Below are 14,768 nucleotides of genomic sequence, written 5' to 3'. Positions count from 1 at the left end.
GATTAAAGGTTTCAGCAGCATATCGAGCGCGGGCGGCATAGGGCAACGAACAATGACAGACGGGTGAAAATTCACTCACCACGTTGACGACGTCATTTGGCGATTTCCCCTACAGCACCCGTCTCTTTCCCCGACTTCTTTCCTCCCGCATCCCACGCAAAGTCTCGCGAAATTTAATCAGTAGGCGCGAGAGGCTGCGAATGTTCGATCCTGACAAGGTTTTGGCCTTGAACAACGCCATCGGGCTGCTGGTCGTTGCCGCCATGAACCCTGCGCAACCCGACGTCGAAGCGCTGATCGCTGACTTTCGACTTTGCCTCAACAACTACGAGTCCTGGGCGGAAAGTTACTGGACAGGCTCTGCGCTAGAGGTCGAGCAAGTCTTCACGGTGGGTGAAGAGCACCAGCTCAGCGCACCGACTCATTCGACGGTCAGTTCTACCGTCGCCACCTGCCCCGCAAGCGGTCCTTTGACGCTGGTGCACCGGTTCGAAACCGCGCGCTTCGTCCCGATCGGCAATACGCCGTTGACGCTCGAACTGATAACCCAGGGGCGAGAAGGTGAGATCCGCCATGGCGCGCCGACTCACCACACCATCGGCCCCAGCGGCATCCTCGAAATACCTGAATGCTCGCGCGGCGAGCGTTACCGCATCACTTTTTTCCCGAACGTTTCCGCGCAACACGTCAAAGCACTTTATGCCTCCTATCAAAACGTCATCAGCGATCTGGAAGGTTGGCTGCGCAACGAATGGACAGCCGAGTTCGCGCCTTTGTGGGCCGGGTTTTCCGAAGCGGGTTTCAGCCAGCGTTACGGCATGCTGCAACAGGCCGACTGGCGCGGTTTCGAGCAGTCGCTGTTCGGTTTATGGGATGGCGTGAAGCAGGTTTATGGCTTGATCGCCGACCTGCAAACCAACAGTGAGAAGCTGCTCAAATACCTGACCGAGGGCGAGCTCGACACCCTGCTCAACGCCTCTGCAGACGCCATCGCCAGCCTGTTGATGATGCTGAGTGACGAGCCGTTGATGTTCATTCATCTCGCCGCGTTCACCAGTTGGCTGAGGATGCTGCCGCCGCAATACATCGCCGAAGTCGTCGCGCAAATTCGCACCGAACTATTGATTGGCTTCCTGCTGACCTGTTTAACAGGCCCGGCAGGTTTAAACGTCGGCATCAGCAGCAAAGTGCTAGGCAAGGTCGATTCGCCACGCGCCAGGCAATGGCTGGCAGCGGCCAGTCTGCGACTGGCGGAGCTCACTAATCGGTCCGACCTGAGTGCTCACGCAGGCGCACTCAAACCCTTGATGGTCACTGCGCGAAATGTCCCATTGAAGCCCGCTGCTTCGGTGCCGCTAACGATTCGCGCCGTCGACTCAAAGGTTGTTCGGGTGGACAATCCGTTAGTCATCGCCCGCCACCCCTCCGTCGCAAAAACCCGATTAAGCAAACAAGAACGCCAGGACGACGCGCCCGACCAAGCGAAGAATCCCAATGGTGACAGCGCTGATTGCGGGCCGCTGACGTGCACCAACGGCTGCCCCGTGTCGATGGTCACGGGCGAAGAGTTGCTCACGCTGATCGATGGTTCGCTGGACGGGATTTTGCCGTTCGACTTCACCCGGCTCTATCGCACCAGCGCAGCAGACATCGATTGCGGGCTCGGCTTCGGCTGGAGTCATTCCCTGTCCCATTCGCTGCACATCGATGCAGATAAGGTCATCTGGACCGACCACGAAAACCGGCGCACGACGTTTCCCCTGCCAACTGCCGAACGTCCGGCGATTCACAACAGCCTGTCCCGTGCCGCCATTTACAAAGGGGACGATTCGCAGGAACTGATCGTCGCCCTGGCCGGTGAGACCGCACGTTTTTTCCACTTCCGTGCAGGGCAATTGGCGACGATCAGCGATGCCTATGGCAACCGTCTGACGGTGCAGCGCGATTTCGCGAACAGAATCGAACGCCTGGACAATGGTGCCGGCCGCTCACTGCGGTTGCGCTGGGATCGTCGACACCTGGTCGCCGTCGACTATCAGAGTTTTCATCCGGCCCCCACGCTGCAAGACGCGTGGCGCACCGAGCAAGTCCTTGCGACCTACCGCTACGACGCCTGTCATCGCCTGGTAGCGGCAAACAACGCGGCCGACGAAAGCGAGCGGTACGACTACGACGACCAGAACGTCATTCTTCAACGGCAATTGGCCGGTGGGGCAAGTTTCTTTTGGGAGTGGGAAAGATCCGGCAAGGCGGCGCGATGCATCAGGCATTGGGCGAGCTTTTCGCAGATGGACACGCGTTACCTCTGGGACGACCACGGCGAGGTGGTGGTTAAGAACGCCGATGGTAGCGAAGAGGCTTACCGGCATGACGAACAGGCTCGTCTGATACGCCGCGTTGAAGCCGATGGCGGCGAGCATCTGAACACCTATGACAGCAAAGGACGGCTGACGGCCGAACAGACGCCACTCGGCGCGATAACCGAATACCGCTATGACGAAGCCGGACGGCTGATTGCTCATATTCCCCCTGAGGAGGAACCCACTTCCTACGAATACCGGAACGGCTTCCTGCACGCACGCCATCGCGCCAACGCGGTCTGGACGTATCAGCGCAATGCTCAGGGTGATGTGACCCGGGCGACCGACCCCGAGGGCCATTCCACCTATTACCACTACGACATAAAGGGACAGTTGCTGTTGATCCGCTACCCGGACAGCAGCGGCCATACCTTTGTACGAAATGCCTTGGGGCAACTGGTTGAAGAGACCTTGCCAACGGGAGGCCAACGACGCTTTTCCTACGACTGCCTGGGGCGTCGGATTACCCATCAGGACGAACACGGTGGCGTCACCCGGTATGAATGGGACGCAGTAGGACGTCTGCTGCAAACCACCTTCCCCTCGGGTGCCAGCCGCGCTTTCACCTACAACGCGTACGGCAAGATCACCGGGGAACGTTGCGAGCTGGGCCGCGTCACGCGTTTTGAGTACGCCGCGGACTTGCATCTGGTCAGTCGCCGGATCAATCCCGACGGATCGCAGCTGAAGTACCGCTACGACAATGCGCGACTGCTGCTGACCGAGATCGAAAACGAATCCGGCGAAAAGTATCAGCTGGACTACTGGCCTGGCGGATTGATCCGACAGGAAACCGGGTTCGATGGTCGACGTACCGCTTATGCCTATGACTTGAATGGGCACTTGCTGCAGAAAACCGAGTTCGGCGATGACGACTCGCGATTAGTGACCGGCTACCACCGCAATTCCGCCGGCCGCCTACTGGTCAAGACGTTGCCGGACGGGAAAAAAGTCGAGTACCACTACGATGCGCTCGGCCGCCTGACCCGTGTCGACGACAACAACGATCACCCGCTGGAATTCGAGTACGACGAACAGGATCGCCTGGTCTCCGAGCATCAGGGCTGGGGCACGTTGCGTTACCGCTACAACGCCTGCGGCCAGCTCGATCACATGCGCCTGCCGGACCACAGCAAACTCGACTTTCATCTTGCCCAGGGTGGCGCACTTGCAGCCATCGATCTCAATGGATCACGGTTGTCGTCCCACGCATTTATTGCCGGGCGTGAACGGCAGCGCCAGCAAGGTCTGCTCAGCAGCGATTACGAGTACGACGACCAAGGTCGGTTGACCGCTCACGCTATCGGCCAGCCGTTACGCCCTCTTTACCGCCGAGATTATTCCTACAGCGCAAACGGCAATCTCGACAGCATTGCTGACACCCGAAACGGCAAGCGCAGCTATCAACACGACTTCCTTGACCGCCTGATCCGCGTCCACCACTCCCGCGAGCACCAACCGGAAAGCTTCGTTCACGACCCGGCAGGCAACCTGCTGATGCTGGATCGTCCAGGGCCGATTACGGTCAAAAACCACCGCCTGCTCAAACAAGGCAATCGCCAATACACCTACGACGCCTTCGGGAATTTGATCCGCAAGCGCCGAGGAACTGCGCCGGCACTGGTGACCGAGTACCGCTACGACTGCCAGCATCGACTGATCGGCATCACCCTGCCCAACGGCACGCAGGCCACCTATCGATACGATGCCTTTGGCCGCCGGATCAGCAAGATCGTCGATGGCAACACCACCGAATTCTTCTGGCAAGGCGACAACCTCGTCGCCGAAAGCAGCGCCGAGCACTACCGCAGCTACGTCTACGAACCCGGCACCTTCCGGCCATTGGCGATGCTCGACGGCAAAGGCCCGCGCAAAGCCTGCCCTTATTACTACCAACTCGACCACCTCGGCACCCCCCAGGAACTGACCGACTACAGCGGCGAAATCGTCTGGGCCGCCCAATACACCGCCTACGGCCGCCTGACCCGACTGAACCGCGATACGCACCAGGTTCTCGATCAACCGCTGAGGTTTCAGGGCCAGTACTTCGACGCCGAAACCGGCCTGCACTACAACCGGCATCGCTACTACAATCCGGACGTCGGCCGATACCTGACACCGGACCCGAAACGGTTGGCGGGTGGGCTTAACGGGTATCAGTACACAAGGAATCCGACGGGTTGGGTTGATCCGCTGGGGTTGAATGAGTGTCCCGGGCGGGATGGGTGTAAGAAGCCTTCGTTTGGGGATGAGGATCCGGCTGGGAAGGTTGGGGTTGATGAGGGGGCGGTTAAGGTTCCGTCACCTAAGGAAGAAGGCGATTATCTTTATCGGGGGGATCTTCGCAAACCAAATGAAATATTCGCTGATGGCTTCATCAGCCTTGGAGACAGCACCGATTTATTAATGCATGCGTTGGACAACAGAAACCCTTTGAGTAATTTTGTGAGCACCAGCACGGACCTTGAAGTAGGGATTGATTTCGGTACAAAATTCAGGACTACAAAGGGGTTTTTATATACATTGAATAAAATTGAAGGTCGTGACGTTAATAAAGAACTTGCTAAAAACGCAGGACACTACAGCTACGAACATGAGATCGCCATCCCGAATCTAATTAGAAGCGAAGACATACTCGGCGCCACACCATTAAAGAAAGATGGCTCCTATGTAGGATACTCCGTTCCAAACCCTAAACGGGACACAACAAAATGACCGTGAAAAAAATATCTGTATTGATAGATAACAAAATAGAAAAAGCGGTCTTGGATTATGACGAACATAAACTAACAATAAACCTGAAACTTAAAAACAAACCGGAGAGAAATTATAACGGCTTAGATCTTTACGATTGCTTTGGGAAAATACTCAAAGATCTGCCCAGTATAAATTTTTTATGTAAAGGTGCGAAACTCAATGTGCGCCCATCGACCATGTCATCTCAAATGACTGCTGGCATAATGGCCTATGACCACAAAATAGGAATGCCAGTTGATAGAACTGACATTGTGAATATTTTCGATTATGAAAACCAAAATATTATTAACGACCCGCAACTTCAGAAAGACTACTTCCTTCGATGGGTGAGTTCATTGAAGTAGCGAACTCTAGATTGTGCGCAACAAAACAGGCAAATCAATATAAGTCAACGAAAGAAAACGTAAAAAGAGAAGCTGTTCCGCAATCGAAAACATGCACTCCGAGATCGCATTAGAAAAATGCATAAACTGCCGTAAGTTAGCCCAGCAAAAGCCGGGCTACTTAGTCGGCCTAATTCATCCACCCGCCCCACCACCACTACTTGCACCACCCGAACTACTACCACTCGCTCCAGAACCACTCGACTCCTCAGAGCCACTCCCGGATCCGCTCCCCATCGAACTCCCACCACTCATCGACCCACTTCCCGTCCCAGGACTTGTACTACTCCCATTAGCATCACCCGCATTCCCACTATCAATACTGCCAGGCGGCAAGGCATTTCCGCTCGCTGAACCCGCATTCATTTCAGTAGAAGGCGGCATGCCGCCTTTATCGACCGGCGCATCGTTGCCGGAAGATTGACCAAACGCCACAAATGAACTGACCGACAACACGCCGGCCATTGTCATGGCTGTCAACGTTGACCTATTCATCATGCATCTCCTTAAAAAGACACTGTCCTGATGTCTGGCAGCGTTCGATTTTTAAAGGTGCCACTCAATCGACGAGCGGCACTAAGGACATGCGCGTTTCAGCTGGGTTCACCGGAGGCATCATCACCGGCTATATCGGGATCATCGGGGCTGGCTTCCACGTCGCCACGCTTGACATCGTCATTGGGGACTTGCTCAACGGCTGTGTCATCGTCCGGTGGACGTTGATCACGGCTTAATGAGTCAGTGGGTGATGGCAGTGGGTATTCGGGAGTTTCGTCAACGTCGGAAACATTAGGATCTGAGTTCATGGAGCACCTCTCAAGGGGCCTGAAAGGACAGGCCCTGAAAGTTCGAGAACATCGCAAAGCGCCGCGTTCGATCAAGTGGACGATCGGTCGGTCGACTATTGCTCGTCTTCGTCTAAATCCTCTTCTTCATACTCTGTATTTCCTACATCGCCCGCATCATCGGAATCGTTAAGCGGTACGGTGGCATCATCCATGAGTGATCCCGGATCTTCGTTACCAGGGTCATTGAGATCCTGCCCTTTATTTGGATCGTTGATGTAGGGAACACCGCTCGGTCCTTTTTCTTCATTACCTTCGGTTTCAGGCGTCATGGCATACCTCGCACGGATCGGCGTGAATTAGCGATGCTTGTTCTTGTGTTTATGTTTATTTTTATGGCCGCCGCCGGAATGGGAGCTGCCGTTGTCACTGCCCAGGTTATTACCGACTGCGCCACCTGCCGCGCCGCCGAGGCCCGCGCCAATGGTCGAACCGGTGGAGCCGCCCAGACTGTTACCGATCACTGAACCGCCCGCCGAGCCCAAGCCACCGCCAACGGCCGCTTCAGTGCGGCTACCTTTGGGGGCGCCGACAGCACTGCCGGCCGCGCCGCCGACACCGGCACCAATCGCCGCACCAGTGCTACCGCCCATCTGCCCACCGACGACATTCCCCAGCGCACCGCCAAGGCCACCGCCAACCGCCGCAGTACCGTCGCCGGCCGCCAGCGCCCCTTGAGCGAAGAACACGCCCAACACAAATGCAGACAACGTCAAACGGTGACAACTAAAGCCGCCCACTTCCTTGCCTTCGGTAGTCATGGTGTACCTCTCATTTGTTTGGGTTTGTAAAGGATTTGAGCCGCTGCAGAGACAAACGTTCATAAACGCAAAAACCCGGCACGAGGCCGGGTTTTTTTGGTCGATCAGGATCAGTGACGCTTGTGGCCCTTGGCAAGGTTGCTGCCAACGCCGCCGCCCAACGCACCGCCCAAACCTGCGCCGATGGTGGAACCGGTCTTGCCGCCGAGGCTATTGCCGATCACCGAGCCGCCTGCCGCACCGACACCGCCGCCAATGGCCGCTTTGGTGCGGCTGCCTTTACGTGCAGCAACGGCACTACCGGCTGCGCCTGCAACACCCGCACCAATAGCTGCGCCGGTGCTGCCGCCCATGCTTTGGCCAACCACGTTGCCCAGTGCGCCGCCCAGACCACCACCGATTGCAGCGGTGCCGTCACCGGCCGCCATTGCGCCTTGAGCAACCAAAAGACCCAGAACCAGAGCGGGCAGTGTTAAACGCATGACGAAAACCTCAAAAAATAGGGGGGAACCGAAAGCCGGGCATTGAATGCCTCAGCGGAGGAAACGTCCACACATATCCTCCGTTCTTCGAAATAGGCGACGGTTGGACAGCATTTTTTGAAAAGGTTTTATGACAGGCAAAAAAAAGCCCGCTGGGGAACGGGCTAGGTGTTGCTTTCTAACGGATGAGCTGAGAGTACGTAGGGTCGTGTGAAAAGTTTGTGAAAGATCCTGACTGAAACACGCTCTGTGACATTTTCTTAAGTTATAAAAAACCCCGTACGATGACGGGGTTTGACGAAGGGTTGCTTACTTCCTGGACGGTGCCGCTACCTTGGGTAAAAACTTGGCCTTAGGCCCGGGCCGCACCATGGCTTTCATCTTGCCGACTTTGATTTGATCTTCACCAAAGCTCGCTACGTACTCCGTCTGGCCACACTGCACGCAATTGTTGATCGGAAACTCGGACCCGTCGTCTTCGATATACGGTTCAGTCATCTTCTCGCCCCTTCAAAAGCGGGATCGACACCGGCAAGCCCTATTTGCCCGAAAAATATCGACCACCAAGGATTTTGAGACTAGCCGGTCATTACTGGACCTGTCATTCAGATGGCTTCATGCCCGACGAATGGACCGCTTTTTTATTTGGACAAATACCGAGCCAGCGCCTCGAATGCTGGCAACGTCACCGGATCATTCGCGGAGTTAGCCGCCACGGGATGGGAGGCGTAGCGAACGATCACCAGCTCGTCCTTCGGGTCCACATAGATGCGCTGCCCATAGACGCCTCGCGCCATGAATGCACCACCCTCCTTGTCCGTTACCCACCACATCGAGCGATAGCTCCAGCCTTTCAGCAGGTCATATCCCGCCTTGGCGAAAGCCTGTTTATCGGCTCCAAGACGGATGTCCTCGACCACCGCCTTGGGCACGATCTGCTGTCCGTTAAACCGACCGTCATTGCGCAGCATCTCGCCGAAGCGGGCCAGGTCCCGCAAACCAGTATTCAAACCACCACCGGCGAACGGCGTCCCGATCGAGTCCACGGTGAAATACGCATCCTGCTCCGCTCCCAGGCGACTCCAGATCCGTTCCGACATTAACTGCGCGACGTTACGCCCGGTCACCCGAGCGATCACCCATCCCAGAACGTCGGTGTTGATGGTCTTGTAAGCGAAGGCCTCACCGTGTTCGCCCTGTGGTTTTACCGTCTGCAAGAACTCGTAGTAACTTCTCGGACCGGTGTAATCCTTGGGTTTGGGCAACGGACTCCCGGCGTTTGCATGGGCCCAGACCTCCGCGTTCGGATCGGCATAGTCCTCGCTGTACTTGAGGCCCGTGGTCATGTCGAGCACCTGGCGCACCGTGGCGTTACCAAACGCAGAACTCGCCAACTCGGGCACATACTCGGCCACACGCTTGTTGGGGTCGATCTGGCCTTCTGCGACCAGCATGGCGCCCAAGGTGCCGACTACCGACTTGGTCACCGACATCGCGGCGTGCTGACCGTCCGGTTTCAGGACGCCAAAGTAACGCTCGTAGACCATTTTCCCACGGTGCATCACCACAATGCCGTCGGTGTAAGTGGCAGCAAGGGATTGCTCCCAGGTCATCGGCTCCTTTGCGCCCAACGGCGTAAAGCTGATCGCGTCGATGTCCTTGCGCAGCGCGCTTTCCAGCGCAACAGGCGCGCCAAGGCCGCGGGAAACGTTGATCGTGGGCATCAGCTGTCGAAAGTTCGAGACGCTCCAGCGCATCGCCGGGAACTGGAAATAGCTGCCATCTTCGAAACGCACCGTGCGATCGGCGGGAGGGGGTGAGCCGACCATCCAGCCCAGTTTCGCGGGATCGCTGGCAGTGGCGTCAGGGAACGCTGGCGGCGTGGAGGCGTTGGCGATCGACGAAAGAACGGAAATCAACAGAGCGGCCGCTGATTTGATAACAGGGTATGAGGCAAAAGCGTTGGGCATGAGGTCGAGTCCGTTCGATGAATTTGCAATAAGTCTAAAGCGAAAAGGCGTACGCAAGTTCCGACTCACAAACTATTCATAAATCAGCGGCGACTGAACGACCCGTTGCGCTTCGAGACGCTGATCGCGTTCATCAAGGGTCAACGACTGCACCACCACGCCTTCCAATTCGGTCTGATTTATCCATTCGAGCAGTACTTGCGCATCACGGCGCGATATCAGCGCATCCTTTGCCGATGGCGACAGCGCCAGCCGAGCGTCCAATGCCCCGCCGATCAATCAGCGCCCCCGCCACCACACTCCATGGAAACAGGCCCTCGGATTACACAAGCACTCCGCTGGATTCCATCCCCTCTCCACCCTCGTCCAAGTAAAGATCAACCAAATCATTGAGTCGGCAGCTTTTCCAACGCGGCACGCAGTTCATCAGCATTGGCAAATGCCTTCTGTGCCACCAGGGTGCCGTTTTCAAGCTGCAGCCAAAGTACCTTGTCTTCAGCTCCAGGGTAATTAGCTGCAACACTGCCATCGCGGTCGAGCACGACACGGTAGCTGTAATTACGCATGGACGGAATCGCAATGAACTTGCCGATCAACGAAGGCATTCGCTGCACATCAGCGAGGAAGATGACGTTACGTGCTTCCATATAGCCTTTAGGTTCATTTTCCAATGCAGCCTTCACCATCTTGGAGCCGTCCATACTTCGAGCTACCAGCAAGACGTGGGTTTTTTCGTCCAGGGTGTACGGTTGGTCGTGCTGATCTTGTAAGGTCCAGGGTGTTAGGCGCTCACCAATAGTGGCCGCCATGGCCTGCATGGACAGCGCGCTCAACAGCAGCACAAGTGCAATTCTCACCGTTTAATACCTCTTTATTCAGGACAAAGTATTCGAATCGTGTTTAGCCTGAAGGCCTCAGGCACGCGAGGAGGTATGGTATCTGCGCTGACGGGGTAACGATATCTGCATTGTTACGGGTCATGTCGAGAACGAAGAGGGACGCAAGATTAGATGAGTCTGGCAGCTTCCAGAGCTTATTCAGGCGCATGCAAGTAGTCCCTCGAACGAGTTGTATGAAGGACAACCCACCAATACCCACTAACGATGAGGGGACTGGCTCCAGAACGCTCACCGTCGGGAAAACGGACCAGAATTTCATAACATTCCGATTGGCTTTTTTTCAGACGCCAGAAACCACAAACCCCCGACTTTCTCTAGGAAAATCAGGGGTTTGTGTTTACTTAATGTGGCGGTGAAGGAGAGATTCGAACTCTCGATACAATTTCTTGTATACACACTTTCCAGGCGTGCTCCTTAAGCCACTCGGACACTTCACCGTATCTCTTCAAACAAGTTCTGTCTGTCGAGGCGCGCTAATGTAGTCGAAACCTTTTCCGATGGCAAATATTTTTTTCAGAATTTTCATGCGGTTAGCGATTTAGTGGTTCCGGCTGTCTGCACGCCATGGCATACCTGCCAATCTCCGGCTCGGCACGGCCTTCTATATAGAGGCGAAGGTCTGCCGGGTGTGGCTGGCCAAGCCTGGCGCGTGGGTAAAGGGTGACTGGCGAGTCAGTCACGGCGCTTTACCTGGCCTGCGACGGTGGGTAACGTCTGCTTCAACTTTCATACAAGGAATAGCGTCATGAGTGAGTTGATTTCCTACCACCTCGAAGACGGTATCGCGACCCTGACCTTGAGCAATGGCAAGGTCAATGCCATCTCGCCGGACGTGATTACTGCGTTCAACGCTGCGCTGGATCAGGCCGTGACTGATCGCGCAGTGGTGATCATCACCGGCACACCCGGCATTCTGTCGGGCGGTTATGACTTGAAGGTGATGACGTCGGGTCCGAAAGAAGCCGTGGCGCTGGTGACGGCAGGTTCAACACTGGCCCGTCGCCTGTTAGCCCACCCTTTCCCGGTGATCGTGGCGTGCCCTGGGCATGCAGTCGCTAAAGGTGCGTTCCTGCTGCTGTCAGCGGATTACCGCATCGGCGTCGAAGGCGCCTTCAGCATCGGTCTGAATGAAGTGCAGATCGGCATGACCATGCACCACGCCGGCATCGAACTCGCTCGTGATCGCCTGCGTAAGTCAGCGTTCCATCGCTCGGTCATCAATGGCGAGATGTTCAATCCGCAGAGCGCGGTTGATGCAGGCTTCCTCGACGTGGTGGTCTCAGCGGATGAATTGCAGACCACCGCGCTGGCGGCAGCTCGTCAGTTGAAGAAGATCAACATGACCGCGCACAAGAACACCAAGCTCAAGGTGCGCAAGACCTTGCTGGAGACGCTGGACAACGCGATCGTCCTCGATCAGGAGCATATGGGTTAAGTCCAAAGCTGCTCCATAGAAAAGCCCGACCGTCGTGTCGGGCTTTTTCTTACACGCTGTGTTGAAAAGCCTTCCACTGCTCTAGAACACGTCTGACCTATAAGTCGGAAACATGCGCTCAAACATCGCCTATCTCCTACCTCTATAGCGGCAATTGCTGAATAGAGTGCACATCCGTACACTGCGCCACCTTTCGTCTCGGTGGGCCAGTAGATGCTGTTTGTGTTTCGTATGTTATTGATGGGCCTGCACTTTATCCTGGCGGGTGTGCTGGGTGTGATTCTGGGTGTGTGCCGCCCGTTCAATCCGGACAACAGCCGCTTGTGCGCGCGTTTATACGCGTGGCCGGCCATGTGCATTTTGCGCCTGCGGGTAAAGGCGGAAGTCGGCCCCCTGATGGACAAGCAAGACAGTTGCGTGATCATCGCCAACCATCAGTCCAACTATGATCTTTTTGTGCTCGGCAACGTGGTGCCCCGTCGCACCGTGTGTATCGGCAAGAAGAGCCTGAAGTGGGTACCGCTGTTCGGCCAGTTGTTCTGGCTGGCCGGCAATGTATTGATCGATCGCGGCAATGCGCATAAGGCGCGTCAGTCGATGCTGACCACTACCCATACCCTGCAAAACAAGGACACCTCGATCTGGGTGTTTCCGGAAGGCACGCGCAATCTGGGCGAAGACCTGCTGCCGTTCAAGAAAGGCGCGTTCCAGATGGCGATCGCTGCCGGCGTGCCGATCATTCCGGTGTGCGTCAGCAGTTACGTCAAACACATGCGATTGAACCGCTGGAACAGTGGGAAGATTCTGATTCGCTCGTTGCCGGCCATTTCTACAGCGGGAATGAGCCTGGATGACATGCCCCAGCTGATCGCTCAGTGCCGCGAGCAGATGCGCGAGTGCATCGCCTCGATGGACCGGCAACTGCAAGCTGCCTGAAAACAAACCCGCCCTGTGCGGGTTTTCTTTTGCCGGCGAACTCTCCCGATTTTGCTGACTCTCAACCTGCAGACAAGGCTAAGCTGATCACTGCCTGCCACGGCCATTTGCCAATAAAAAACTGCCAAGAAGAAGTGAACCAACATCATGGGTAGAGTTGTTGCTGCTGCGGTTTACAGCGCGGGTAAGAAAGTCACCAATATCACCCTGGACGAAGGCGCAGCCTGGGCTGCAAAGCCTGACCACTTTGTCTGGATCGGCCTTGAAGAGCCCAGCGCTCAGGAACTGACCAACCTGCAACGGCAGTTCAATCTGCACGAACTGGCCATCGAAGATGCCCTGGAAAAACACAGCCGCCCGAAGCTTGAGAGCTTTGGCGATGCACTCTTTATCGTCACCTATTCGCCCATCCGTGATGATCAGGGGAAACTCGAGTTCATCGAGACTCATATCTTTGCCGGCAACGGTTACATCATCACCGCACGCAACGGCCACTCGGCGTCCTACGCCTATGTCCGGCAGCGTTGCGAAGCGCGCCCGTTGCTGCTGGAGCATGGCGAGGACTTCGTCCTCTACGCCATCCTCGACTTTGTGATCGAGAACTATCAGCCCGTGGGCGAAGCGATTCATGCCGAGATTGATGAGCTGGAGCGCAACGTGTTGTGCAGTGCGCTGAACGAACGCGACATCCAGAAGCTCCACGGCCTTCGCCGCGATGTCCTGCGTCTGCGTCGTTATGCTGCGCCGATGGTGGAGATCGGTGAGGAGTTGCAGAAGCTGAGTTTTCCGTTCATCGACAAGAACATGCGTCCGTATTTTCGCGATGTGCAGATCCACGTCACGCGACAGATGGAAGACCTGACCACCCTGGCGGACATTGCCAGTCAGACGATCGAGGTGGGGGTGTTGCTGGAGGCGTCGCGCCAAAGCGTGGTGCAACGCAAGTTCGCAGCGTGGGCGGCGATCCTGGCGTTTCCGACGGCAGTGGCCGGGATTTACGGGATGAACTTCCAGAACATGCCGGAACTGACCTGGCACTACGGATATTTTGCGGTGTTGGGGTTTATTGCCGTGGGGTGCGTGAGTTTGTGGGCGAGTTTCAAGAAATCGGGCTGGCTTTAAAAAAACCGTGTGGCGAGGGGACTCGCCACAACTGCTCACGCCACTTTAAACCGCTTTGGCTTCAGGCTTGTGCGCCACAAACCGCATCATCCATTCCGCCACAGTGGCACCGTGGTGCTGATGCTCAAGACTCGCCACACCTTTCTGATAAATCTGCTCGCCCAGCGCTTGCTGACGGATATCCAGCAAGGCCCGGGAGTAATCGTGAATGAATTCCGGATGGCCCTGGAAGCACAGCACCTGATCGTTGATGTGGTACGCCGCAAACGGGCAGAAGTCGCTGGACGCGATCACGGTGGCATTTTCCGGCAGTGCAGTGACCTGGTCCTGGTGACTGATCAACAACGTCAGCTCTTCCACCACCGGGCTCATCCACGGCGCCTTGGCCGCCAGTTTGTAGTTGTGCGTGCCGACGCCCCAGCCTTGGGTGGCTCGCTCACTCTTGCCGCCCAGCAACAGCGCCAGCAACTGATGACCGAAACACACGCCCAGCAATTTGTCGCCGCGCTCGTAGCGGTTCAGCAGATAGGTCCTGAGGGTTTCGATCCACGGATCGGTGCCGAAGGAGTCGGCTTTGCTGCCCGTTACCAAATAGGCATCGAAGGTCAGGTCGTCACTGGGGTATTCGCCCTGCATGACGTTGTAGACCGTGAAGTCGGCCGCGATAGGCTGTTGCGTGAACAGACGCTGGAACATCTGCCCGTAACCCTGATATTGGTCGACCAGTTCCGGACGCAGGATGTCGGTTTCCAGAATGCAGATGCGTAACGACATAAAAAATACCTGACACGTGATGGGAATAATGCACACCCCAAAGC

At 56.3% G+C, this 14,768-nt stretch carries 14 protein-coding genes and 1 tRNA gene; 5 read left to right on the top strand and 10 right to left on the bottom strand.

All coding sequences use genetic code 11. The features are described from left to right. The first annotated feature begins 200 nt into the window (after positions 1 to 200). Together AC3ZVB_RS02050 and AC3ZVB_RS02045 are read left to right on the top strand one after the other, a co-directional pair. Complete coding sequence (locus AC3ZVB_RS02050; protein ID WP_490145643.1) at positions 201 to 5,075, top strand: RHS repeat-associated core domain-containing protein; 4,875 nt, start codon at positions 201 to 203, stop codon at positions 5,073 to 5,075. Further along, complete coding sequence (locus AC3ZVB_RS02045; RefSeq protein ID WP_490145642.1) at positions 5,072 to 5,461, top strand: hypothetical protein; 390 nt, start codon at positions 5,072 to 5,074, stop codon at positions 5,459 to 5,461. The genes AC3ZVB_RS02050 and AC3ZVB_RS02045 overlap by 4 nt, the downstream gene beginning before the upstream one ends. A gap of 632 nt (positions 5,462 to 6,093) precedes the next feature. Here the strand turns inward: AC3ZVB_RS02045 and AC3ZVB_RS02040 are convergent. The 9 genes from AC3ZVB_RS02040 to AC3ZVB_RS02000 form a co-directional block, all read right to left on the bottom strand. Next, entirely contained in the window at positions 6,094 to 6,306 is a 213-nt protein-coding gene (locus AC3ZVB_RS02040) for a hypothetical protein (protein WP_490145641.1), read from the bottom strand. Positions 6,307 to 6,401: 95 nt separating this feature from the next. Further along, positions 6,402 to 6,617, bottom strand: coding sequence for a hypothetical protein (locus AC3ZVB_RS02035; protein ID WP_490145640.1), 216 nt, complete (start codon positions 6,615 to 6,617; stop codon positions 6,402 to 6,404). 27 nt (positions 6,618 to 6,644) lie between these two features. After that, entirely contained in the window at positions 6,645 to 7,106 is a 462-nt protein-coding gene (locus AC3ZVB_RS02030; protein WP_490145639.1) for a glycine zipper domain-containing protein, read from the bottom strand. 110 nt (positions 7,107 to 7,216) lie between these two features. Continuing rightward, complete coding sequence (locus AC3ZVB_RS02025; protein WP_059404653.1) at positions 7,217 to 7,588, bottom strand: hypothetical protein; 372 nt, start codon at positions 7,586 to 7,588, stop codon at positions 7,217 to 7,219. 309 nt (positions 7,589 to 7,897) lie between these two features. After that, positions 7,898 to 8,086, bottom strand: a complete 189-nt coding sequence (locus AC3ZVB_RS02020) for a hypothetical protein (protein ID WP_162440578.1) — start codon at positions 8,084 to 8,086, stop codon at positions 7,898 to 7,900. 143 nt (positions 8,087 to 8,229) lie between these two features. After that, positions 8,230 to 9,558 carry a serine hydrolase domain-containing protein gene (locus AC3ZVB_RS02015; RefSeq protein ID WP_490145638.1) on the bottom strand — a complete coding sequence of 443 codons (1,329 nt, stop codon included), beginning with the start codon at positions 9,556 to 9,558 and terminating at the stop codon, positions 8,230 to 8,232. A gap of 72 nt (positions 9,559 to 9,630) precedes the next feature. Beyond that, entirely contained in the window at positions 9,631 to 9,822 is a 192-nt protein-coding gene (locus tag AC3ZVB_RS02010; protein WP_490145637.1) for a hypothetical protein, read from the bottom strand. Positions 9,823 to 9,944: 122 nt separating this feature from the next. Next, complete coding sequence (locus AC3ZVB_RS02005; RefSeq protein WP_490145636.1) at positions 9,945 to 10,415, bottom strand: FAD/FMN-containing dehydrogenase; 471 nt, start codon at positions 10,413 to 10,415, stop codon at positions 9,945 to 9,947. A 389-nt stretch (positions 10,416 to 10,804) separates the two neighbouring features. Further along, positions 10,805 to 10,894: transfer RNA gene (locus tag AC3ZVB_RS02000), tRNA-Ser, on the bottom strand. A 308-nt stretch (positions 10,895 to 11,202) separates the two neighbouring features. On the opposite strand from AC3ZVB_RS02000, the gene AC3ZVB_RS01995 reads away from it, so the two are divergent. The 3 genes from AC3ZVB_RS01995 (at position 11,203) to AC3ZVB_RS01985 (ending at position 13,950) form a co-directional block, all read left to right on the top strand. Further along, entirely contained in the window at positions 11,203 to 11,892 is a 690-nt protein-coding gene (locus AC3ZVB_RS01995; protein ID WP_490145635.1) for a crotonase/enoyl-CoA hydratase family protein, read from the top strand. Positions 11,893 to 12,105: 213 nt separating this feature from the next. Beyond that, on the top strand, positions 12,106 to 12,828 hold the full coding sequence (locus tag AC3ZVB_RS01990) for a 1-acylglycerol-3-phosphate O-acyltransferase (protein WP_490145634.1): 723 nt from the start codon (positions 12,106 to 12,108) through the stop codon (positions 12,826 to 12,828). A gap of 147 nt (positions 12,829 to 12,975) precedes the next feature. Then, positions 12,976 to 13,950, top strand: a complete 975-nt coding sequence (locus AC3ZVB_RS01985) for a magnesium and cobalt transport protein CorA (RefSeq protein ID WP_162440584.1) — start codon at positions 12,976 to 12,978, stop codon at positions 13,948 to 13,950. Positions 13,951 to 13,995: 45 nt separating this feature from the next. Here AC3ZVB_RS01985 and AC3ZVB_RS01980 read toward each other — a convergent pair whose 3' ends face one another. Continuing rightward, entirely contained in the window at positions 13,996 to 14,724 is a 729-nt protein-coding gene (locus AC3ZVB_RS01980; RefSeq protein WP_162440585.1) for an amidotransferase, read from the bottom strand. Positions 14,725 to 14,768: the final 44 nt, after the last annotated feature.

Source organism: Pseudomonas sp. MDV22-iso1, from assembly GCF_058145095.1.
This window is presented reverse-complemented; position numbering and strand designations above follow the sequence as displayed.